Here is a 23,803-nt window from a genome sequence, read left to right on the forward strand (position 1 = left end):
GAACTAAATGCCTGACTCATGATTTTTGAGGCTGGCAAAGCAATTTTAAAATTTTGGTTAGTGGTTATGGAAGTTATTTTTAAGGTCATTCGACAGCAACAAAATGCCTCCCCTGTTGTACAAACCTACCTGCTAGAGGCAGAACCAGGTAATACAATCTTGGATTGCCTCAATCAGATTAAGTGGGAGCAAGATGGAACTTTAGCATTTCGCAAAAATTGCCGCAATACCATTTGTGGTAGCTGTGCTATCCGAATTAATGGGCGTTCGGCTTTAGCTTGTAAAGAAAATGTTGGCAGTGAACTTGCCAGATTACAACAAATACCATCATCCCCAAGTAAAGTAAATGCAATTCCTGAAATCACGATCGCGCCTCTTGGCAATATGCCCGTGATTAAAGATTTGGTTGTAGATATGAGTAGTTTCTGGAATAATCTTGAGGCAGTTGCCCCTTATGTGAGTACAGCAGCACGACAAGTACCAGAAAGAGAGTTTTTGCAAACACCACAAGAGCGATCGCGCCTCGATCAAACTGGTAACTGTATTATGTGCGGTGCTTGTTATTCTGAATGCAACGCTCGTGAAGTTAATCCCGACTTTGTAGGGCCTCATGCCCTTGCCAAAGCTTACCGGATGGTAGCAGATTCCCGCGATAGCGATACCGAAAATCGTTTAGAAAGCTACAACGAAGGTACTAAAGGCGTGTGGGGTTGTACTCGTTGTTTGTACTGCGATTCAGTTTGTCCAATGGAAGTTGCACCATTAGAACAAATCACCAAAGTTAAACAAGAAATTCTCACCCAGAAACAAAAGAGTGATAGTCGCTCAATTCGTCACCGAAAAGTATTGGTAGATTTAGTTAAAGAAGGTGGTTGGATTGATGAACGTCAATTTGGTTTACAAGTTGTCGGTAATTATTTTCGGGATTTAAAAGGATTACTCAGTCTTGCACCCCTCGGTTTGCGAATGATCGTCCGAGGTAAATTTCCCCGATCATTTGAACCTTCAGAGGGGACAGAACAAGTGCGATCGCTCATTGAATCTGTGCAACAAGAAGTAGGGAGTAGGGAGTAGAGAATAGGCATTGATGTCAACTTAAGCTAAAAATGGTTTATCTGTTAGCTTCCTTACCCGCCTTGAAATAAATTTTTTTGGCTTTTAGCTAAAGTCTACTGAAGTAGACTGGAGATTTTTGGCGATATTTAGTCATCTTCAGATGACTTTAGCTATGAGCCGGGAAATAAATTTCCCGGCGGACGAGCGGTTTCACGTTAAGTTGACACCAATGGAGAATAGGGAGTAGGGAGTAGGGAGTAGGGAATAGGGATTAAAAGAATTCTTTCCCAATCCCTACTCCCCAATCCCCAGTCTCCAATCTCAACGTGGCTCTTGAGGTATATTCAACGGCTGTCCATAACGGTCATATACTAAAATATCCCACTGCCCATTATTACTGGACTCAAAGGCAATCCTGCTACCATCAGCGCTAATTGTAGGGTTGCGGACTTCTGCTTGTAGGTTATTAGTCAAATTCCGCGATTGGCGTGTTTCTCGGTCGTAGAGAAAAATAGCCGATCGCCCCTGACGGCTAGCACCAAAGACAATGTAACGACCATCTTGGGAAACACTGGGATGATTTGCGATCGCATCAAAGGAATTTAAACCTGGCAAATCAACCAAATCACGAGTTACCGTATCAAACATATAAACATCTTGGCTACCGCGTCGGTCAGTAATAAAAACAATGTATCTCCCAGAAATTTGGGGGTTTAATTCCGACGATAAACTATTGAGACTCCGCCCCCCCGGATCAAAGGGATAACTCAAAATTCGAGGGTAGCCAAAACACCCAGTCAATAAACTTAAACAGAAAAATACAGGTATAAAAAAAACACGTTTCATATAATTTAGTCATTAGTCATTAGTCAATAGTCTCACAACTCTTAACTCCTAACTCCTACGGAGGAGAACCTACAGTTGCACCGTTGGGAATATCTAACTCAATATTTGGCCCCCGGTCTAAAACTTCAATATCCCACTGTCCACGGGTGGCGGTTTCAAAGACAACATAACGTCCATCTGGGCTGATATTTGGTTTTCTGACCCAGCCGCGATAAATTGGTGTGACAATTTGCGACTGTTGCGTAGCGCGATCGTAAAGTGCTACCACTGGTCTACCTTGGTCACTAGTAAGATAAGAAATATAACGCCCGGTGTAGCTCAAACTTGGACTTTCGGCAATTGTCTCCTGTCGGTTTATTCCTGGCGTGCTAATAAACAGCTGTCTCTCTAAATCGTATACCAAGAGTTGCTGATTACCATTTCGATTAGATACAAATGCTAAAAAGCGCCCATTTCCACTCAAAGCAGGTTGCTCCTCGGTGTAGCGACTGTTGAGGGAAGTAGGCCCTATAGGGATATCATTAGAACCACAAGATACAAGTAAACTTGTTAAACCAAAAACCAGGCTCCAATGAATTGGTCTTTGGAGCCAAAATACCGGCGTAAATTTTTCCACCTCAACTGTTTTCCGTCGCCTCTAAATCTACTTCCACACCAAATGTTTTAAACATCGTCATCAAAATCGGTCAAATTATCTGGACGCTCATTTGGTTTTTCAATTGGATTGTATGGCACATAATCAGTTGGGATCGCATCATCATCTTCGCGTGGTCTTCGAGGAGTTGAGTCAGTGGATGGACGCCGCCTTCTCGGTCTGGGAGCAACATCATCTTCACGACTTTCGGGACGCTGGGGCCCATTATTACTACGGCGAGAAGGTTTTCTGACTTCCCCACCCGAAGTTTCCCAATCATCAACTTGCCTAGATGAAGAACCCCAATTTTCTTCTTCAGAACTTTCAGAAGGGCGATTTACAGGACGACCAGAAGTCCGCCGACGCGTTCTATCCCCTGAAGCTGGTCTTTCACTACTGCTGCCGTTGCGGCGTTCTGTACGACGGGGGGGTTGCTCCGCGTAGTAGTCATCACGAGTTGAAATTTCATCCCTGCTACCCTGAATTCGGCGACGCGGGGGGCGTTCTTCCTCGTCTTCATAAGGTAATGGATCTAAGTCTGCATCCATCTCAGCTTGATACTTTCTGCGATCGTTGTACGAATAGCGATCGCTAACTGGTCGATCTTCGTCCACAATTGGAGTGTTGCGCTTTGCTTGTTGGGTAGCTATACTCCGCAGGCGAATACTTTCAACTGCAAAAAATACAGTTGTGCCAACTAAAAGTAATTGACCAAATTGTAGAATTGGGTCTAGCCGCCATCCTTGAAACACGAGAATAAAGCCGCAAAGCAAGCCGACTGCCGCAAAAAAGATATCTTGATCCCGTGACAATTCTGGACGCACAGTGCGGAGAAAATACAGTGCTGCCCCAGCCACAGCCAGGAAAATTCCTAGAATACTGGCTGAGTTTGCTCCAAAATTTACCTGAGCCAGAAAACTGGCTGAGTTCAGCCCAAAATTTATCATTGCTGTTTTCCCAATATCAAATCTATGTTAGCGAGTCACAATTAAAATCACTACTGTAATTAGTCACGAAATATTGAAGCTTCAAAGCCTCTGGCAAAGAAGCTCTGAAGCTATTCACCGAAAAGTAAAAACACATACTTCTGTCATCTACAACTGCCACCAGCCGCAGAAATTGCTGCTTTTAGTGCAATTAAGTAGATAGCTGACAGACAATCGATTATGAGAGTTAAATTAACTCTCATAAGCATTATGAACGCTGAATTTTATCCTTTTGGCTAACGAAAATTAGACCGACTGTAGCAGGTACTACCACAATTGCAGCACCCCAAGCCAGACTCCAAAGAAAATTTGCTAAAGAAGGCGTCATACTTCTAAACCTTTTTTTACACACTTCATCCTAATTTTAATAGTGTATTACTTTCTTGAGAAGCCTCTAACTCCGAACTGCTAAACTTGGTAACTGCTGTTAGGGAGTTTGCTTTTCTATTCCAGAAGAAAGTGCCAGCATTTGGTTAAAATGATGATGAGAGTGCTTTACAAAGCTTCAAACTTTTTTGTGGCGATGTCTATGATGGGCTACGCCTAAGCAAAGCGCGGCTTGCCGTTACCCAAGTTTTTCTTTCTTTACAGATAGATAGTAGCTGAAACCGATGACTGGTGTTAACCTGACTGCTTGGATTCTTGGCCCTGTGTTAGGGGTGATGACATTTTTATTTATATTTCGTATTATTCTCACTTGGTATCCGCAAGTGGATCTGAATCGTTTGCCTTTTAATTTAATATCTTGGCCCACTGAGCCATTTTTAATCCCGCTGCGAAAGCTAGTGCAACCTATAGGTGGAGTAGACATTACACCGATTATTTGGGTTGGTATCTTTAGCCTGCTACGAGAAATCCTACTAGGTCAACAAGGATTGCTGACTATGCTATCTCGTGTGAATTAGGGATGGGGCATTGAAAAGAGGCAGAGGGGCAGGGTGCGGGGGGCGGAGGGGAAAATTCTTCTCCCCAGTCCCCGATCCCCCAATCCCCTAACCGTTCATTTCCTGCACAAAATTTGTATAGACTTTACCCTGCAAAAACTGTGGAGTTTCCATAATTTTTTGATGAAACCCGATAGTAGTGGGTAGTCCAGTGATGGCACATTCCCGCAGTGCGCGTTTCATCCGGTTAATAGCAGTGGGTCGGTCTGGGGCCCAAACAATTAACTTGCCAATCAAGGAATCGTAGTAGGGCGGGATTTGGTAATCTGTGTAAACGTGAGAATCAATCCGAACACCAGGGCCTCCAGGGGGAAGATAGCCGCTGATCCGTCCAGGAGAAGGGCGAAAGTCATGATCGGGGTCTTCAGCGTTGATTCGGCATTCGATCGAATGACCTCGTAATACTACTTGGTCTTGGGTAAGCTTGAGTCTTTCACCTTGGGCAATGCGGATTTGTTCAGCAACTAAGTCTATCCCAGTAATCATCTCTGTTACAGGGTGTTCTACTTGAATCCGGGTATTCATTTCCATAAAGTAGAATTTACCGGATCTATCCAAGAGAAACTCGATAGTACCTGCACCACTGTAATTAATGAATTGGGCAGCTTTAACAGCAGCTTGTCCCATTTTCTCACGTAAGTCTTGGTCGAGAGCCGGACTTGGTGCTTCTTCTAGTAGCTTTTGATTCCGGCGCTGAATTGAGCAATCGCGTTCACCCAAGTGAATGACATTACCATAGTTATCCGCCAAAATTTGAAATTCGATGTGGCGGGGACGTTCAATAAATTTTTCGATGTAAACGCCAGAATTACCAAAAGCTGCTCCTGCTTCCCCTTGGGCTGCGAGGAAAAGTTTGACAAACTCATCTTCAGAACGCACTAGGCGCATACCCCGTCCACCGCCACCGGCTGTAGCTTTAATCATCACTGGATAGCCGATATCCTTGGCAAATTCTAATCCTTCTTGCTCGGATTCTACCAATCCCTCACTACCTGGTACTGTCGGGACTCCAGCTTTTTGCATGGTTTCTTTGGCAGTGGATTTATCGCCCATCCGTCTCATAGCTTCTGGAGTTGGGCCGATAAAAGCAATATGATGGTCGGCACAGATTTCCGCAAACCGGGCATTTTCTGCCAAAAAGCCATAGCCTGGATGAATGGCAGTCGCATTGCGCGTCAGTGCAGCGGCAATGATATTGGGAATATTCAAATAACTTTTACTGCTAGCAGGTTCGCCAATGCAAACTGCTTCATCAGCAAGTTGGACGTGGAGAGCATTACGGTCAACAGTGGAGTGAACCGCAACTGTGGCAATCCCCATTTCTTCACAGGCGCGGAGAATGCGAAGGGCGATTTCTCCCCGATTGGCAATTAATATTTTGTCAAACTTCATTTTTTAGTTTCGATATCATTACCAGTAGATTGACATTTTCTCTGATCCAACTTGAAACAACGCTTCCGCATTATTTCAAATTATTGCAGGAGATTCGCCACCCTGATTTTAAGCAAACGTAAGATTGCAGGCTTGTTGCCTTTAAGGGTCTTACTACACTAACAACATTGCTGCTGTAAGTCTTGGCTAGACTGCCAAGCTGGGCTTTTGCAATTGCTGACGGCGGGCGGGTACGCGATCGCTACGCCCGCCGCAGGCATCGCACCGCGCCGAACACAGTCGCTCTACCCTTTTTAATATCACTTGTGCAGCTGCTAGATTTCTGTCAGTCTGATACCGCCTTGAAAAAATTTATATTTTTGAGCAACTGAATTTAGATATCACCTTACTATAATTATTTTCTTATGCTATAGTCTATATTTAGACAAATCATGCGGATGTGGCGGAATTGGTATACGCGCACGCTTGAGGTGCGTGTGGCTTTGCCTTGGGAGTTCGAGTCTCCCCATCCGCATTTTAGCTTGTCTAACCATAGGGTCAATAGTCAAGGATCAAAAAACCTCAGACTATTGACCCTTAAATATAGGTTTTAGTTAGTACTCTAGTGATTGTCTGAAGCAATGAAGTGTTACTAGATACTAGTCAAGTTTGCATTATCAAAGTACTAGTTTTTTATAATAAAAAGAATTCAGGGTTGAATTCTGTACGAATGGATAATGAATATTGGTTAAAAGCGAGTGGAATAGTGGGCGAAACTAGTATTAAATATTTTCGCATTAGGGACTTCCAAATAAAAAAATATCCAATTAACTCTTGTGGGGTGGGCGTCTCGCCCGCCCAGTCTATAGGGAGAGCAGGATGCCCACCCCACAATATTGGATAATTTATTTCTTGGAGTTCCCTTAAAACTCAATCCCTTTATGGGTGGAGTATTCTGAATTCTGACTCCTGATTTATGCTTTTATAGAGATACGTGAAGTTTTGTAAAAAGCATTGACTATTACTTTTACACCCACAAACAACCTAACAGTGCCACCAGCTTGGCATCGCCTCGCTCCAATTTGGCAAGGAGGGGAGGAAATAATTCAACAAACTTTACCTCACACTCAGCTAGCACCTGCTTGGCAGCTAATGCTTTTGGGTGACGGTTCCCCAACACGTCACTTAGAATTGCTCACGGGTGAACCTGTAGAAGTAGATGTTATTGATATGTCATTAATTGGTATGGACTTGGATGCTGCTCCTGAGTTAATCCAAGCTGTCCCAGGGCCTCGACTGCGACGACAAGTATGGCTACGTACTGTTTCTGGTCAGCGATTAGCCTATGCTACTTCATGGTGGGAAGCCAGTCATATTGATGAGTATTTGCAAAACCGTTCACTACCAATTTGGGCAAGTTTAGCTCGTCTTCGCACAGAGTTGTATCGGGATGTTCGAGGAATTTACTACGGTGACTCATCAGCACTAGAGTCGGGTTTTGATGTAACTGGGCCTTTTTGGGGCCGCCACTACTTGTTTTGGCATCATGGACAGCCATTGACTTTGATTTATGAAGTTTTTTCGCCTTATTTAACCAAATATTTGGGGCCTATGCAATTGAGTACTGTTAATGCTGAGGCGTAGTATCATTTAAAAGTTTTTCATCCTTGGCATTGTGCCCCAGAGCATAAGAACTTTGCACCAATTTCAATAACACTATTGTTGTAAGGTTGGCACTGTCTACAATATTTAATTAATTTTGAATTTTTGATTTCTCAATAAATTACCAGTTGCTTCTCAGCAAAAATAACATTTATTCTGTATCATTTTGATATAAATTCCCAAAAATGATCGTTTAACAACATATTTAACTTGGAAAATTAGTAATCGATGCGAAATCTCGAACACTGAATTGATCTTGGTTAGATAAAGTTAATACAACGGGTGGAAGCTCTGTAAATAGAAGGTGGTGTGGATTGCTGATAACTTGCAGCAATGCCCAAGTTAGTTATATCCTCGAAGTGCTTGAAATGACGGATGTGAACTTTTGGAGACTTGCCGATAGAGGCAACCGTTTAAAGGAAGTATCCTGCGAAATTCAAGAAAGCGTGTTAAAAAAGGTAACTAACCACGAAAAAACTGCTTTTGAAACATTCGGGAAGGTTGATTACGGAAATATCATCAATTTTTAGGATGGAAAATTTATGCAGTTAACTGCTCTAAATAAGGGACTTCCAAGAAATAAATTATCCAATCTTGTGGAGTGGGCAACATGAGCGCCTTTAGTTACTGGGCGGGCGAGACGCCTACCCCACAATAAATAGTTGAATATTTTTTATTTGGAAGTCCCTAACGAGAAATTTATTGGTTAATTTAACCAATCAAGTAAGTAATGAGTTTGCAAGTATGAGGTATAGGTTTCAATGGCACTACCTCTTGTGTCTGTTCGGATGAAAAAAAAGAAGAAACCATCTCTGGTGCTGACGCTCTCGGCTGCTGGGTTATTGATTGGTGCGGGGAGTGCAGCATACTGGTTGTTAGCTCAGAGACGGCTATCTTCTAGCGATTTGCTCGTAGGTGCAAATATTATTCCTGGTGATGCCCTGTTTGCGGTTTCTTTAACAACAGATCCCCAGCAGTGGCAGCAATTGCGGCAGTTTGGGACAAGAGAAACCCAAACAGAACTGGACAAAAATTTAGTTCAGTTACGCGATCGCTTTTTGACTAATAATGGTTACGACTTCCAAAAAGATATCGCTCCTTGGGTAGGCAATGACGTTACCATCGCAATCCTTGCCCCAGCAATCGGGAGTAAACCTGCACCCAAACCAGTTACAACCAACGAAGATGCTGCTAGCGATCAGCAGTCGATGGTAATGGTATTGCCAGTAAAAAACCCAGAAATCGCCAAAAGTATTTTGGCACAACCCAAAACCCTTAAACAAGGCAAATGGATTGACCGTACTTATCAAGGGTTCGCCATCAAACAAAGTGAGGGACAAGTAGGGGAAAACTTCTCAGCCGCATTACTAGATGGGCGTTTTTTAGTTATAACTGATAATCCTAAAGCTACAGAAAGAGCGATCGATGCCTACAAAAATAAAACATCCTTAGCGACAACAGGGGGTTTTGCTGAGAATTTCCCGAAAATTGCCGATTACCAACCCTTTGCCCAGTTTTATGTAAATGTGCCCACAGCAGCCAAAATAGCCGCAGCCGCTCCAAATCGCCCTTTACCTGCTCAAGTTTTGGCTCAACTGCAAAATAACCAAGGTTTAGCAGGGACAATTACCTTAGAGTCAGAAGGAATCCGCTTTAAGGGCGTTTCTTGGCTAAACCCAAATAGTCAAAGAGTGCTGGCGGTGGAAAATAAAGCTGGGAAAATGCAAAGCCGCCTACCAGCCGAAACCTTAATGATGCTTTCGGGGGGCAACTTACAGCGATTGTGGGGAGATTATGTTTTAACATCCCAGGGAAATCCCCTCTCACCGATCGCACCAGAACAGCTACGAGGTGGTGTAAAATCTCTTACCAATCTTGATTTAGATAAGGATTTACTCAGCTGGATGAAAGGCGAATTTTCTCTATCTGTGATTCCGACTATCCCAAAAGCAGGTTCACCAGATGATTTTCGTTCTGGCTTAGTGTTTATGGTAGAGGGAAAAAATCGCAACTCAGCTGAAGCATCCTTAAAACAGCTTGATGATGTGATGAGAAATCAATACCAGTTCCAAGTTCAACCAGGGAAAGTCGCTGGACAACCTGTTGTTAACTGGATTTCACCCTATGGTACTTTAACTGCTACCCACGGTTGGTTAGATGGAGATGTCGCCTTCTTGGTAGTGGGCGCTCCGATTACGGATAAAATTGTTCCTAAACCCAACAACACACTAGCTAACACTCTTCGCTTCCAACAAACAGTTCCTACAGAACCAAATCCGACAAATGGTCAATTTTTTCTGGATGTTGAAAAAACTGTGAAAAATTTTCCATTACCAACTCTAATTCCCAATCAACAAATTTTGCTCGATGCAACGCGCTCAATTGGGATGACATCTGCTGTCAGCGACAGTCGTAGTAACACCTACGACATTTTTATCGCACTCAAAAAAGTTACTAATGCAACTGCTTTGCCTAGTCCAAAAAGTAGATAGGGGATTGGGGACTGGGGAGTAGGCAGGCAGGGGGCAAGGGAGAAAAGTTTTCGCCTCCCCCCCTCTGCCTCTTTCCCAATGCCCCATTCTCTATTTCCCTTTAACCATATAGGATCAAAACAGTCAGAATCAATATTTTAAATTATCCACGGAGAGAAGACTTTATGAATCTGGTTGTACTCCAGAATTGGCTGGACAATGCCTCCTTTGCCATATTATTCCTAACAATGCTGGTGTATTGGGGAGGAGCGGCTTTTCCGAATCTGCCTTATCTAGCCGCTTTAGGGACATCTGGGATGGCGATCGCAAATTTGTGTATAGCTACTCTATTAGGTGCAAGATGGATCGAAGCTGGTTACTTTCCCTTAAGTAATCTATATGAATCTCTGTTTTTCTTAACTTGGGGAATTACCGCAGTCCATCTGATTGCTGAAAATAGTAGCCGTAGCCGCTTAGTAGGGGTTGCAACATCTCCTGTGGCAATGGCGATCGCAGCTTTTGCTACCATGACACTACCATCCCAGATGCAAGCGTCAGAACCCTTAGTACCTGCCTTAAAGTCAAATTGGCTGATGATGCATGTCAGCGTCATGATGTTGAGTTATTCTGCTTTAATGGTGGGTTCATTATTAGCGATCGCTTTTTTAATTGTCACTCGCGGTCAAAACATCCAACTACAAGGCAGTTCTGTTGGTACTGGCGGCTATCGCAGCAATGGCTACCGCTTGCACAAAGCCACTGAACTAATTTCTCAACCATCAGCCCCCGCCGTCGAAAATAACGGCTTTGCTCGTTTTGAAAGTAGTAGCAACGGCAACGCTAACACCGCTGTTTTGGGTTTAGTCACAACAACCCCAATCCAAAATCCGCAAGACGCTCGAGGACTCGCTAACGCTTCGCTATCCGAAATTCAAAATTCTGAACCCCTTTCACCCCAACGCCTTAGCCTTGCTGAAACCCTCGACAACATCAGCTATCGCATCATCGGACTAGGATTTCCTCTGCTGACAATTGGCATCATTGCTGGTGGTGTTTGGGCTAACGAAGCCTGGGGTTCTTACTGGAGTTGGGACCCGAAAGAAACTTGGGCATTAATCACCTGGTTAGTGTTCGCCGCCTACCTTCACGCCAGAATTACTCGTGGTTGGCAAGGGCGCAGTCCTGCAATTTTAGCCTCCGCCGGCTTGCTTGTCGTTTGGGTTTGCTATCTCGGTGTGAATCTTTTGGGTAAAGGGTTGCATTCTTACGGTTGGTTTTTCTAATACAGTGATTCCATACACTCTGACCTTTTTAGGAGAGAGACTTTGAATCTTCCCCCTTTCCCTTGTAAGGCAAGGGACTGGGGGTTAGGTCTGTATTGAACTCAACAGAAAACCGCCATAACCTTAAAATCATTATTTTATTTCGGATGAACTGTTATATCTCTGGAAAATATAGATTTAGTGACAGGAGATTTTTATGGAAGATGGATTTGAGAGACTAAATCATGATGAAGTTGTGTCTATAGAACCAGACACTTTTAATAAGTTAAATATTGCTAAAACTTTTAAAGTCCGTGATTTGATTACAGCAATTAAGGAATATATTGGAGCAGAAGAGACAGATGAAGTAAATTTGTATACCCAAGGATTAAATTGTGAAGTTTTGCAATTTAGCACTCAGGGATGGAAAAAAGGAAAAGTTAGACTTGCTTTAGAATTTTGTTCTGATGAATCTGAGTCGCCACTTGATGAAATTTTTCAAAAACTCAAACAAGTTGAAAACTAATACTCAATGAGGATTCCTAAGTTCATTGATGAAACTAAGTTAACAGGATATTAACTTCAGAAAATATTTATGCTTCGAGGGTGAGTGTCTTACTCGCCCTTTTTTACTGGTATTGCTATAGTAGCGGATAACACATTTAAGTAAGTGCGATCGCATCTACTATCAATATGGGTAAAGAGTCTCAAAATCAGTTAAAGAGAATCATCGGTAAGGGAAACGTTCAAAAGCAACCAATTGACGAACTAGAAGCACTTACTCCTGATAATCCTTTCCGAAAAGCAGCGTTAGAATTGCTGTACAACTTGCAACAAAACTTACAAGTCACTCAAAATCAAGACGAGGAAGATAGGGAATTACTTATGCGATTAGCACCACTTTACCAACAAGACCGCGAACAGGCGATACAAGAAGGAGAACAACGGGGACTCCAAACAGGAATTCAGCAGGGAGAACGCTTGGTGGTGGAAAACTTGCTCAAAGTTCGCTTTGGTGAAATAGATAATGAGCTTCAAGTAATTATTGAACCTTTATTATCGTTGCCGCCAGAAGAGTTTACGCCTTTACTGTTGCAGTTGTCTCGTGAAGAATTAATTCATCGGTTTTGCTAGTGTTTATCACATATCCTTGAATGAGTTTTATTTTGTCATGCCAATTGCATTTATAATCGGTATTTTTTGGTGGTTAATATACATAAATTACAATTTTAACCGATTATTCTTGCTAAGACCGTGATACATTTTTAGATTAGCGACTTATTGAATAAGTCGCTAATCTTGTTGTTAAGCTGTTGTAGCGATCGCTCAACAGTGTAAAATGTCACATATAACGTTGTATTAAGCAGACAAGGACGATCGCTGATGTATGATATGGCAACTTAATATAAATAATTAAACATGGATTTTCTGACAATTCTAGGATTATCTGCCGCCACAATAACCACAATCTCTTTTTTGCCACAGATGTTTAAAACATGGCAAACAAAATCAGCAAAAGATGTTTCTTTGGTGACGCTGATTACATTTATAACTGGTATTTTTTTGTGGTTAATTTATGGAATTTATTTACAATCTTTACCAATTATTCTTGCTAACGCCGTAACATTGGTTTTTAACTTAATTATTCTATGGCTTAAAATTAAATATAGATAAACTTGCATCTAACAAACACCTGTGACATCATCTGTATTTGACTCTGAACGCCTTCTATTTAACCCCACTACCCCAGATACCAACGCTATTCCCATAATCTTCGCTTTTCCCAACGAGTACAGCGTAGGTATAACTAGTCTCGGCTATCAGGTAGTGTGGGCAACTTTTGCAATGCGTGATGATGTACAGGTGAGTCGCCTGTTTACCGATATTCACGAACAACTCCCTAGAACACCGGAAATTGTGGGATTTTCGATTTCGTGGGAACTGGATTATGTGAATATTTTAAATTTGCTGGAATCTTTAGAAATTCCCATTCGAGGAACCTCCCGTGATGATTCTCATCCGATAATTTTTGGTGGCGGCCCCGTTCTCACTGCTAACCCAGAACCTTTTGCAGATTTTTTTGATGTCGTTTTACTGGGGGATGGCGAAAACCTATTAGGGAATTTTATTGAGGCTTACAAAGAAGTCAGAAATGCCTCAAGACAAACTCAACTAAAAAGACTTGCACAAATACCAGGAATTTATGTACCTAGTTTGTATGAGGTGGAATATCACACCAGAGATGGTGAAGTAAAGTCTATTAAACCAATTTCTCCCGAAATTCCGGCAGTGGTGCAAAAGCAAACTTACAGAGGAAATACACTATCGGCTTCTACTGTAGTCACCGAAAAAGCGGCATGGGAAAATATCTACATGGTGGAAGTGGTGAGAAGTTGTCCAGAAATGTGCCGCTTTTGTTTGGCGAGTTATCTCACACTGCCTTTTAGAACAGCGAGTCTGGAAGATTCATTAATTCCAGCGATCGCCAAAGGTTTAGAAGTCACAAACAGGTTAGGATTATTAGGGGCTTCTGTTACACAGCATCCAGAATTTGAGGCGTTGCTAGATTATATTAGTCAGCCAAAATATGATGATGTCCGTCTCAGTATTGCCTCAGTGCGAACTAATACTGTAACAGTCCAGTTAGCGGAAACTTTGACGAAACGAGACACGCGATCGCTTACCATTGCTGTAGAGAGTGGTTCTGAGAAAATCCGGCAAATTGTCAACAAAAAGCTGCATAACGATGAAATTATCCAAGCAGCAATCAATGCCAAAGCTGGCGGATTAAAAAGCTTGAAACTCTACGGAATGGCAGGAATTCCTGGTGAAGAAGCAGAAGATTTAGAGCAAACTGTAACGATGATGCGTAACATCAAAAAAGCTGCACCAGGATTGCGCTTAACATTTGGATGCAGCACCTTCGTACCCAAAGCACACACACCCTTTCAATGGTTTGGGGTGAATCGCCAAGCCGAAAAGCGGTTGCAGTTTTTGCAAAAACAGCTAAAACCACAGGGGATAGAATTTCGCCCAGAAAGCTATAATTGGTCAATTATACAGGCTTTGTTATCGAGAGGCGATCGCAGACTCTCCCAACTTCTTGAACTTACTCGTGACTTTGGCGATTCCTTGGGTAGCTACAAACGCGCTTTCAAGCAACTCAAAGGACAAATCCCCGACTTAGATTTCTACGTCCACGCCGAATGGTCAACAGAACAAGTATTACCCTGGAGCCACTTGCAAGGGCCTCTGCCACAGTCTACACTACTAAAGCATTTGGCTGATGCTAAGAGTTATATCAATCCATCCCCAAAAGAATTACAGCCAGTATTGGGGATTAGGGACTAGAGACTGGGGAATAGAAACTAGGAATTAAAAGTTAATACCCAGTACCCAGTACCCAATACCCAATACCCAGTACCCAGTACCCATGAATTGATGCAAAACACAGCTGAGTATTACTGCGCCTATTGCGGCGAACCGAACTTAACTTTTATTGATTTGAGTGCTGGAGGACAGCAATCTTACGTTGAAGATTGTCAAGTTTGTTGTAACCCAAATATTTTGTATGTGCGGGTTGACGAAGATACCCTAGATATCGAAATTGATACCGAATCCGAAAGTTGAATTTTAGGTTTTTCTTTCCATGCTGCACTTTAAACATTCCTCAGTAATTAATGCCTCGCCAGAAGTAGTTTGGAAATTTCATGAAAGGCCAGATATTCTACAACTGTTAAATCCACCTTGGCAGCCAGTCCAAGTGGTTCGTCGTGAGGGGGGATTGAAAGTAGGCGCTATCACCGAATTTCGCTTGTTTCTCGGCCCATTACCCTTAACTTGGTTAGCGCGTCATACTGAATGTGAAAAATATCGTCTGTTTACCGACGAACAAATATCTGGCCCTTTCGAGTATTGGGTACATCGACATGAATTTGAACCAGAAAATGGCAAAACCAGATTAACTGACGCTATTTCCTTCTCTATGCCTGGTGGAGGAACAGTTGAATTTGTCAGTGGTTGGCTAGTACAAGCGCAATTAGAAGCGATGTTTCGCTATCGGCACTACGTAACTAAACGTGAGTGTGAGTCATTATGAGCTAATTGTCATTTATTTTTCTAGTATGATTCTCTTGTAGTAAGTGGCTCCAGCCCATTAGTTTATTAGGAGCGATACTATAAGTTTGAAAAATACTATTATTTGCTCTTTTTTAGTTTGGGCAATAACACTCATGAAATATTCTAACTTTCGTTAGATTCTTTTTGGCATTTGAAATACCATTTCGCTGATTTCAAAGTATTTTCTTAAAATCTAGGAAATCTCATTCTTTAGAGGTTGTTTGGAAAGTCTAATTTATTACTTATCGGGCGACTGGAAGTCGCGGCTATACAAACAAAACCCACCTCCGTGGATTAAAAACCCTTGATTTTCTCTTAGTCCACCTTCGCGTAGCGTTCCGCAGGAAAGGTGGACTAAGTTTTGTGCAGTAGCGAATTCTATGAGACTGTTGTCGAATTAATAGGGTATCTAACCCATCATTCCTGATTACTCTAATTTCAGTCCGTTTCAACGGACTTGAGCTATTAGCCCGAAATTTATTTCAGGGCGGGAAAGCAACGCCAAACCAATGTTTTAGAGGTGACGGGTCAAACCCACCGTGAATTGACCAACAATCTCATTCTATTCGCCTAATATTTTTCTTTAATACTATAGATAGTCCTAATTTATAGGTTAAATCAGTAAAATAAGCAACGAACTTTATCTAAGTGACACTTTAGAGTTGGGGTTTAATCATCAGTCTGAACCTTAGACGCTTGGCTATGATTCAGTTTCTAGCCTACATTAGTTTGGGATCTCAACGGCACGGCATCATACACGAATTACTTCACTTCATTACCTACTCTTGCAGATAATTATGTTACTGCCTTTTTCCCTGACTTCGGCTGTTTAAAAAGCTCCATATTACAAATACTAGTTTTTATAATCACTAAAGCTATCAGTACTATAACTTGTATAATCAAACCGCCATCCCAAAAACAGTTGTTGGTATGGCGGTTGTATGTGTAATAATAGTTAAAGTATCTTAATATTTCTAAACATCTTAAAGTGTTGGCACTATCCAATGCAAAACACTGACCACTAATAGAGTTTTCTGGCTGGTGGTTAGTGCTTTTTATGGTGACTATATTTTAGGAATTTTTACCTGAATACTAGGCGGAATAATAGCGTGATTCAATTAGAACAACCACCCAGTCATCAAACAAAACTGACTCCAGTAGTGAAAAGTCAATCCCAGTTTAAAGGACTTTTCATTGCTATTGTCATTGTGAGTGTATGGGTTATTAGCTTGAGTTTATTACTTCCCCTTGACATCTCCAAGTCAAAACTTTGGATGCTATTGCCTAGCATAGCTTGGCAAACATTTTTATATACGGGATTATTTATTACATCTCATGATGCTATGCATGGGGTAGTGTTTCCCCAAAACAGCAAAATTAATCATTTTATTGGAACATTAACCCTATCTCTTTATGGTCTTTTACCCTATCAAAAATTATTAAAAAAGCATTGGTTACACCACAACAATCCAGCAACTCAAAGAGACCCAGATTTTCATAATGGTAAATATAAAAACTTCCTTGCTTGGTATCTACATTTTATGAAAGGTTACTGGAGTTGGGGACAAATAATTGCTCTCATGATTATTTATAATTTTGTTAAAAATATACTCCATATCCCCAGTGATAATCTAAATTACTTTTGGGTGTATCCTTCACTTTTAAGTTCATTACAATTATTTTATTTTGGTACTTTCCTCCCACATAGCGAACCAAAAGCAGGCTATATTCAGCCTCATTGTGCCCAAACGATTAGTCGTCCAATTTGGTGGTCATTTATCACGTGCTATCATTTCGGCTATCACGAGGAACATCACGAATATCCCCATATTCCTTGGTGGCAGTTACCAGAAATTTATAAAGCAAAATAGCTCTTTTTTATCTAATAAATAAGTGTGCGTGAATAATTAAAGGTTTCAGCCCTTAAAATAAGTCTGGGGCTGCTTACTAAAAGCAAATTTATTCTGCTTATGCAAATTAATGATTCTCGTCTTGTCAGCTATAGCCCTGCTTATACAATCGTTCCCACTTACGAGTGCTTTAATCGCTGTAGCTACTGCAACTTTCGCAGTGAACCGGGTAAAAGTCCCTGGATGAGTCTTTCAGATGCAGCCAGAATTTTAAAACCACTTCAAAGCGAAAAAGTCTGTGAAATCCTTATACTTAGTGGTGAAGTACATCCACATTCACCAAAGCGTCAGGCGTGGTTTGAGCGGATTTATGATTTGTGTGAATTAGCGCTTTCAATGGGGTTTTTACCTCATACAAATGCGGGGCCACTGAGTTTTGAGGAAATGCAAAAGCTCAAGCGTGTAAATGTTTCGATGGGGCTGATGTTGGAACAGTTAACGCCAACATTGTTAAACAGTGTACATCGCCACGCACCGAGTAAATTACCAAAAATTCGTTTACAGCAATTGCAATGGGCGGGAGAGTTACAGATTCCTTTTACAACTGGGTTACTGTTGGGAATTGGGGAAGCTGTAGATGATTGGTGGGAAACCTTGGAAGCTATATCTGATATGCACCAACGTTACCATCACATTCAAGAAGTTATCTTGCAACCTCATAGTCCAGGATATCAACAAACCTTTGATGCACCACCTTTTGACCCTCATCAGTTACCAGAAGTAATTTGTAGGGCGCGTCAGATTTTACCGCCAGATATTACGATTCAAATTCCGCCAAATTTAATTCCAGATGACCAATGGTTACTCGCTTGTATCGAAGCTGGTGCAAGAGATTTGGGTGGAATTGGGCCAAAAGATGAAGTCAATCCCGATTATCCTCATGTTCAGGAACAGGCATTAAGAAAAATTTTACAGCCTGCGGGGTGGGAATTAGTGCCGCGATCGCCAGTTTATCCGCAATTTGATAGCTGGTTGTCGGGGGAATTACAAACAGCTGTGAAGCGATCGCGGAATGCTATGTTATTGGTTTAATAATTTGCTACGAACTTGGGCAAAGCTGTACTTAGTTTAGCTTGTAAAGTTGCTCAAGGAGGCGCGATCGCGTCAAAATAAGAATTAAGACGCTGTAATCTAACTTAACAATGACCATAACGCAGCTTGAGCAAATTTCCCCTCAACCAACACCGCCAAATGAGCGGGAATATGAATATGATTTGGTAATTGTCGGCGGTGGGATTATTGGATTAACTCTAGCCTCTGCTTTAAAAGATTCTGGCTTGAGTGTCTTGCTAATTGAAGCGAAAGTGGCATCAGCGGCGGTAGCCAAGGGACAAGCTTATGCAGTTCACAAACTTTCGTCGCTAATTTATGAAGGTATTGGCGTTTGGGAGAAAATGTTGCCTCAAATCGCTAAATATTGCCGAGTCCGTCTTTCTGATGCCGATTATCCCGATGTGGTGGAATTTACCACAGATGATATAAATACAGCAGAGTTGGGTTATGTGGCAGAACACCAAGCGCTGTTGCAGCCGTTGCAAGATTTCGTCCAAGATTGCCCAAATGTGACTTATCTCTGTCCGGCGGAAGTAGTAGATACGAAATACCAGCAGAATATAGTCGCCATCGATATCAAAGTTGCCGATCGGCTAAGGACAGTTCGCAGCAAATTAGTTGTCGCAGCAGATGGATCGCGATCGCCAATTCGCCAAGCTGCTGGCATCAAAACTTCCGGCTGGAAATATTGGCAATCTTGCATTGTGGCATTTGTAAAACCAGAAAAACCCCACAATAACACCGCTTACGAGAGATTTTGGTCTAGCGGACCCTTTGCGATTTTACCTTTACCGGGGAACCGTTGCCGCATTGTCTGGACAGCCCCCCATGAAGAAGCAAAAGCTTTGTGTGCTTTAAATGACGAGCAATTTTTGGCAGAACTAAGCCGCCGCTATGGCGATCAGATGGGGAAACTGGAATTATTAGGCGATCGCTTTGTTTTTCAGGTACAACTCATGCAAAGCGATCGCTACGTTCTCCCCCGACTAGCGTTAATTGGTGATGCGGCGCACAATTGCCATCCCGTCGGCGGACAAGGTTTAAATTTAGGTATTCGGGATGCAGCGGCTTTGGCGCAAGTAATTCAAGCCGCGCACAAGGCGGGTAAAGATATTGGCGATATTCAGATTCTCAAAGGTTATGAACGCTGGCGCAAGCTAGAAAATCTGACAATTTTAGGTTTCACCGATTTATTAGATCGGATGTTTTCTAATAATTTCTTTCCTGTGGTAGTGTTTCGTCGTCTGGGTTTATGGTTTTTGCAGCGAGTACCTGTAGTAAAAGTATTTATGCTGAAATTGATGATTGGCTTGAAGGGGCGAACTCCAGAACTAGCAAAACGATAAACTCCTTTAGGGAATTCAAATTTGCTTTCGTTTAGGGACTTCCAAATAAAAAATATTCAATTAACTCTTGTGGGGTGGGCATCTTGCCCGCCCAGTCTGTATAGCGGGCAAGATGCCCACCCCACAATATTGGATAATTTATTTCTTGCAGTTCCCTTAAATCAAAACACTTAAAATACCCGACTTCTCTAATAAGTCGGGTATCTGCTTATTCACCACTGATTTAAGATTGCTATATTTTATAACCGTTTATCTTATATCCAATACCATAAAAGTACACCAACCTGATTATTCTTTTGCCAATAGTAATTATTAGAATTATCAATAGTACTAATTGTTAATTCTTTGCAGAAATAGTATTTACTATAATTTAATACTTGCGATATAACCTGATGCTTTGATAACTCAAATCACGAAGAAACTTTCTGATTTGCAAATTTTAAAGTTAACAAGACTATCTTGCTCACTTTAAATTTACTTATCAATATCATTTAAATATCGCAATCAAGTTTGTCACCATTTCATATATAGATTGGGAGTTATCATGACAAAATATCTACTAGCTTCTGCGGGGGGAGTGTGCTTTTTATGGTTAATTGCTGGCTTATCACCAGTACAAGCCCTGCCTAGTTTAGAGATTGAAAATAAAAATGTAGCAATTTCTCAAGATGTTGAAAGCCATGAAAAAGTTTATTTTAACAAAAGCAATTTAGCCAATGCTATTTCTGATGAATTACCGATATCTAATGAAAGCCAAAAAAATTTAGAGGTGGATTCTGCTAATAATTCTTTGCAGGTAATCACACCACAATTGGCAAATTCATCTCAACCATCAGACAAACTTGCACAAGTAACATCCGTATCCCAATTGTCTGATGTACAGCCGACAGATTGGGCTTTTCAAGCACTACAATCTTTAGTTGAGCGCTATGGTTGTATCGCAGGTTATCCCAATGAAACCTATCGCGGTAATCGGGCGATGACTCGCTATGAATTTGCGGCTGGCTTAAATGCTTGTTTATCTCGAATCAATGAACTAATTACAACATCAACTGCTGATTTAGTCAAAAAAGAGGATTTAGCCAAGTTACAGAAACTACAAGAACAATTTGCTGCGGAATTGGTAACATTACGGGGTCGAGTAGATGCTGTAGAAGAGCGCACAGCAAAACTAGAAGCAAATCAGTTTTCTACTACTACCAAACTTAATGGTGAGGCAATTATTGCTGGTATTGGTGCTACTGGCGGCGCTCCCAATCGGAGCGATCCAAACTTCATGCTAGTAAATAGAGTGCGCTTAAATCTTACCACTAGCTTTACTGGTAAAGATTTATTAATTACTGGATTGCAAGCTTATAACTTTTTGGGTGGAGTCAATGGACAGGGTAGCCTGCAAGAAAGTTTAGGGTTAGCTGCGCCGCTTTTAAGTGCGAGTAGCGCACGTACCAGTTTTGAGCCGCAATTTCCGGGGTTAAATGTTAATACCTTGTCGAGTGTTGGCGCAAACAGTGTTCAGCTTTACAAATTACTGTATATCTTTCCCGTCGCTAATAAATTAACCTTGTTTGCGGGAACTGCGGCGGAAACATCAGATGCTTTCCCAGCAATTACACCTTTTTATGGTGAAGGACAAGAGTCAATTTCTCGTTTTGCCAGCTTGAATCCTGTGGTACGGATTTCTGGTGGGACTTCGGGTACTGGTTTAGCATCGGCGGCGGGATTTATTTTTAACATTTCGCCAAATTTGGATTTTAGAGCTTTATATGGCAGTGTAAATGCCAATTTACCCCAAAAATCTGCAAGTGAGGCACTACCAGGAGTTTCTACTACACCTTTGGGTGGAGGTTTGTTTAGTGGTAGTAGTGTTATAGCCGCACAGTTAACCTTGAAGCCAAGTCGCGATCTTGATATTGGTCTTAACTATGCTCACAGCTATCACGAAATCAATATTTTGGGTACAGGATTAGTTAGTGATGATATCGGTGCTTTACCAGGGGTTGCGGCTGGGACACCAGTGGCGCTCAACTCTGTTGGGAGTACGGTAACATGGCGATTGTCTCCCAAAATAGCCTTGTCTGGTTATGGTGCAGCTCTGTTTGTCGATGCTTCTTCTAGTAGCGTCAATGCTTCCACCACCTTTACAAGTTGGATGGTAGGAGTTCACTTTCAAGATTTATTCAAGTCAGGGAATAATGCAGGGATTATTTTTGGTCAACCCCTTTACCGTACTGATGCTAGTGGTTCGGCTCAACTTGGTGACAATCGAGCGACTCCTTACCATTTAGAAGGGTATTATCGCGTGAAAGTCAGCGATAATATCAGCATCACCCCTGGTGCCTTTATTCTATTTAACCCAGAAGGTGACAGCAGAAACGAAACAACAACTGTAGGTGTACTTCGTACTACTTTTACGTTTTAACATGAGCAGTAAAGTAGTACAAACTTACCTTTTTTGGCTGTGTTTTAATACTTTTTAAATTTGCAAAAAGTTAGCGATCGCTTGTGGTAATGGCAGAATGATTACAATCAACAAAGCCATTGCCAGTAATCCCAAAACGTCACGTTGGTTATCCAATTCAGTGACATCATTCAGTGCCGGTTCATCAATCAACGGCATAAATAATAAGATAATCGCCCACACCAAAAATTCTTCTCGTACTAAAGCCAGTAATAGCAACAACATCCGAGCAATTTGACCAATTACGAGAGCAGTTCTTTGTCCAAACATCGCATGGACAATATGACCGCCATCTAGTTGTCCTACAGGCATTAAATTTAACGCTGTGACAATTAGTCCCAGAAAACCTGCGACTGCAACTGGATGCAGGTCAAGGGCTGATTTTGCTGTTAACTGACTTCCCAAAGCTAACTTCGAGAGTATCGCCAGTAAAATTGAATACTTAGGATTGAGGGCATCAGGATTTAAAAGTCGGGTTTTTTCATTCAGAGAAACTATATCAGAATGAGCCAAGCCCCATATTAGTAATGGCAAGGTAACAATAAAACCTGCAAATGGCCCAGCGATACTAATATCAAATAAAGCTTTACGGTTGGGAATGGGACTACGCATCTGAATAAATGCACCAAAAGTTCCCAAAAAGAAAGGCACGGGAATAAAGTAAGGCAAGGTCGAGCGAATCTTGTAAAATCTCGCTGTCAAATAATGCCCAAGTTCGTGAATGCCCAAAATAGTCATCAATCCTAAAGCATAAGGTAATCCCTTAAATAGGACATTTGGGTTAGATAGAACTGTGAATAGAGAGCCAATATTCCATATAGGCGGCAGAGTAACACCAGCAATTTCCACACCGACCAAGGTAGTAGTTAGTAAAGTAGCTACGAGTAGTAGAAGTGCTAACCCTGGTCGAGTTAAGCGTTCTTGGTCGCGTTTTGGTGTATTTCTTTCTTTAGCAGCTTGAACGTTAGGAACCAGCACAAAGAAAGGTTTATCATTTAGACCTTCTTGAAAAATTAGCAAGAAGCGATCGCCAAACTGTGCTTCAATATTAGTCTTAATCTGCTGGTAAGCATTGCTGGCTTTAGTTCGCAACTGACCGCGACAAATTACAGATTGGGGTCGATACTCAATATTTTGAACGTAGTATACAGACCAAGGAAAACAATTTCGTAGTAGAGTTTCTTCTGCTGGTTCAATGGGACGCACTATTGGTTCTGGGGTAGGCTGGATAGTCGGCTGCAATTCTGAGGCTTGGGGTTGGGCTTCGGTCTGTGTATCTCTTGGTACTTGACGCCCCCAGTGAAACAACGTCCAGTACAACACTGTGCAAACAAATATTGACCAGACGATCAACGCTGGCGGCGGCGGTTGTTTCGGGCCGTAGAACAGTGTCCATCCACTCAATAGAAATGCTGGTGTCATTAAAACCAGCCACAACAACCATACTGGTGTTCGGGTGATGTGAGCGACGCTGTGCTGCACCATTAGATAAGTAGCTAGCCCCAGCAGCAGGATAAACAGAAACCAAAATGCCATATTATCTTCAGTAATTTTGACAAAACGCCCCACCAGTAGTTTCAGCACCATAGCATTAACTACAAGGCAGACCTCAAATCCCAATTTTTTTCATAAAGGTTAACAGGGGATTGGGGACTGGGTATTGGGTATTGGGAAAGAAATTCTTT

General features: G+C 41.8%; 22 protein-coding genes and 1 tRNA gene. 17 read left to right on the plus strand and 6 right to left on the minus strand.

Features of this window, described 5'->3' with window-relative positions; all coding sequences use genetic code 11:
- The first annotated feature begins 66 nt into the window (after nucleotides 1–66).
- A complete protein-coding gene (locus tag V7L31_RS09830) occupies nucleotides 67–1,074 on the plus strand; it encodes a succinate dehydrogenase/fumarate reductase iron-sulfur subunit (RefSeq protein WP_334696082.1) in 1,008 nt (335 codons plus the stop codon).
- Nucleotides 1,075–1,377: 303 nt separating this feature from the next.
- Here V7L31_RS09830 and V7L31_RS09835 read toward each other — a convergent pair whose 3' ends face one another.
- From V7L31_RS09835 to psbX, 4 genes are all read right to left on the minus strand, one after another.
- Nucleotides 1,378–1,902, minus strand: a complete 525-nt coding sequence (locus V7L31_RS09835) for a TolB family protein (protein WP_334696049.1) — start codon at nucleotides 1,900–1,902, stop codon at nucleotides 1,378–1,380.
- A gap of 55 nt (nucleotides 1,903–1,957) precedes the next feature.
- Nucleotides 1,958–2,518, minus strand: a complete 561-nt coding sequence (locus V7L31_RS09840) for a TolB family protein (protein WP_334696050.1) — start codon at nucleotides 2,516–2,518, stop codon at nucleotides 1,958–1,960.
- A 47-nt stretch (nucleotides 2,519–2,565) separates the two neighbouring features.
- Entirely contained in the window at nucleotides 2,566–3,483 is a 918-nt protein-coding gene (locus V7L31_RS09845; RefSeq protein ID WP_334696051.1) for a Ycf66 family protein, read from the minus strand.
- A gap of 247 nt (nucleotides 3,484–3,730) precedes the next feature.
- Nucleotides 3,731–3,850: a photosystem II reaction center X protein gene (psbX, locus tag V7L31_RS09850; protein WP_334696052.1), complete on the minus strand. Its 120-nt coding sequence runs from the start codon at nucleotides 3,848–3,850 to the stop codon at nucleotides 3,731–3,733.
- A 283-nt stretch (nucleotides 3,851–4,133) separates the two neighbouring features.
- Here psbX and V7L31_RS09855 point away from each other — a divergent pair, with 283 nt between their 5' ends.
- Nucleotides 4,134–4,427, plus strand: a complete 294-nt coding sequence (locus tag V7L31_RS09855; protein ID WP_292853255.1) for a YggT family protein — start codon at nucleotides 4,134–4,136, stop codon at nucleotides 4,425–4,427.
- 87 nt (nucleotides 4,428–4,514) lie between these two features.
- On the opposite strand, the gene accC is transcribed toward V7L31_RS09855, so the two are convergent.
- Nucleotides 4,515–5,858: an acetyl-CoA carboxylase biotin carboxylase subunit gene (accC, locus tag V7L31_RS09860; protein WP_334696053.1), complete on the minus strand. Its 1,344-nt coding sequence runs from the start codon at nucleotides 5,856–5,858 to the stop codon at nucleotides 4,515–4,517.
- 433 nt (nucleotides 5,859–6,291) lie between these two features.
- Between accC and V7L31_RS09865 the strand changes: the two genes are divergently transcribed.
- The 15 genes from V7L31_RS09865 (at nucleotide 6,292) to V7L31_RS09935 (ending at nucleotide 22,079) form a co-directional block, all read left to right on the plus strand.
- Nucleotides 6,292–6,372, plus strand: a tRNA-Leu gene (locus V7L31_RS09865).
- Nucleotides 6,373–6,851: 479 nt separating this feature from the next.
- Complete coding sequence (locus V7L31_RS09870; RefSeq protein ID WP_334696054.1) at nucleotides 6,852–7,481, plus strand: chorismate lyase; 630 nt, start codon at nucleotides 6,852–6,854, stop codon at nucleotides 7,479–7,481.
- Between the two features lie 332 nt (nucleotides 7,482–7,813).
- Nucleotides 7,814–8,029, plus strand: a complete 216-nt coding sequence (locus V7L31_RS09875) for a hypothetical protein (protein WP_334696055.1) — start codon at nucleotides 7,814–7,816, stop codon at nucleotides 8,027–8,029.
- Between the two features lie 231 nt (nucleotides 8,030–8,260).
- Nucleotides 8,261–9,991: a DUF3352 domain-containing protein gene (locus V7L31_RS09880; protein WP_334696056.1), complete on the plus strand. Its 1,731-nt coding sequence runs from the start codon at nucleotides 8,261–8,263 to the stop codon at nucleotides 9,989–9,991.
- A 164-nt stretch (nucleotides 9,992–10,155) separates the two neighbouring features.
- Entirely contained in the window at nucleotides 10,156–11,253 is a 1,098-nt protein-coding gene (ccsB, locus tag V7L31_RS09885; protein ID WP_334696057.1) for a c-type cytochrome biogenesis protein CcsB, read from the plus strand.
- 196 nt (nucleotides 11,254–11,449) lie between these two features.
- Nucleotides 11,450–11,758 carry a KGK domain-containing protein gene (locus V7L31_RS09890; RefSeq protein ID WP_179066929.1) on the plus strand — a complete coding sequence of 103 codons (309 nt, stop codon included), beginning with the start codon at nucleotides 11,450–11,452 and terminating at the stop codon, nucleotides 11,756–11,758.
- Between the two features lie 167 nt (nucleotides 11,759–11,925).
- A complete protein-coding gene (locus tag V7L31_RS09895; protein ID WP_334696058.1) occupies nucleotides 11,926–12,366 on the plus strand; it encodes a hypothetical protein in 441 nt (146 codons plus the stop codon).
- Nucleotides 12,367–12,651: 285 nt separating this feature from the next.
- Entirely contained in the window at nucleotides 12,652–12,906 is a 255-nt protein-coding gene (locus V7L31_RS09900; RefSeq protein ID WP_334696059.1) for a SemiSWEET transporter, read from the plus strand.
- A 21-nt stretch (nucleotides 12,907–12,927) separates the two neighbouring features.
- The gene (locus tag V7L31_RS09905) at nucleotides 12,928–14,583 is read left to right on the plus strand and encodes a B12-binding domain-containing radical SAM protein (protein WP_334696060.1); all 1,656 of its coding nucleotides are present in this window, start codon (nucleotides 12,928–12,930) and stop codon (nucleotides 14,581–14,583) included.
- Between the two features lie 90 nt (nucleotides 14,584–14,673).
- A complete protein-coding gene (locus V7L31_RS09910; RefSeq protein ID WP_012411100.1) occupies nucleotides 14,674–14,862 on the plus strand; it encodes a CPXCG motif-containing cysteine-rich protein in 189 nt (62 codons plus the stop codon).
- Nucleotides 14,863–14,881: 19 nt separating this feature from the next.
- Nucleotides 14,882–15,331 carry an SRPBCC family protein gene (locus tag V7L31_RS09915; RefSeq protein WP_334696061.1) on the plus strand — a complete coding sequence of 150 codons (450 nt, stop codon included), beginning with the start codon at nucleotides 14,882–14,884 and terminating at the stop codon, nucleotides 15,329–15,331.
- Between the two features lie 1,129 nt (nucleotides 15,332–16,460).
- Nucleotides 16,461–17,222 (plus strand): beta-carotene ketolase CrtW, encoded by a 762-nt coding sequence (crtW, locus tag V7L31_RS09920; RefSeq protein WP_334696062.1) that lies wholly within the window; start codon nucleotides 16,461–16,463, stop codon nucleotides 17,220–17,222.
- A gap of 99 nt (nucleotides 17,223–17,321) precedes the next feature.
- Entirely contained in the window at nucleotides 17,322–18,293 is a 972-nt protein-coding gene (cofG, locus tag V7L31_RS09925) for a 7,8-didemethyl-8-hydroxy-5-deazariboflavin synthase subunit CofG (RefSeq protein WP_334696063.1), read from the plus strand.
- A gap of 110 nt (nucleotides 18,294–18,403) precedes the next feature.
- Nucleotides 18,404–19,660, plus strand: coding sequence for an FAD-dependent hydroxylase (locus V7L31_RS09930; protein ID WP_334696064.1), 1,257 nt, complete (start codon nucleotides 18,404–18,406; stop codon nucleotides 19,658–19,660).
- A gap of 544 nt (nucleotides 19,661–20,204) precedes the next feature.
- Entirely contained in the window at nucleotides 20,205–22,079 is a 1,875-nt protein-coding gene (locus tag V7L31_RS09935; RefSeq protein ID WP_334696065.1) for an iron uptake porin, read from the plus strand.
- Between the two features lie 54 nt (nucleotides 22,080–22,133).
- Here V7L31_RS09935 and V7L31_RS09940 read toward each other — a convergent pair whose 3' ends face one another.
- Nucleotides 22,134–23,654, minus strand: a complete 1,521-nt coding sequence (locus V7L31_RS09940; RefSeq protein ID WP_334696083.1) for a site-2 protease family protein — start codon at nucleotides 23,652–23,654, stop codon at nucleotides 22,134–22,136.
- Nucleotides 23,655–23,803 lie beyond the last annotated feature (149 nt).

The sequence above is a fragment of the Nostoc sp. genome (assembly GCF_036916655.1).
Lineage (GTDB): Bacteria > Cyanobacteriota > Cyanobacteriia > Cyanobacteriales > Nostocaceae > Nostoc.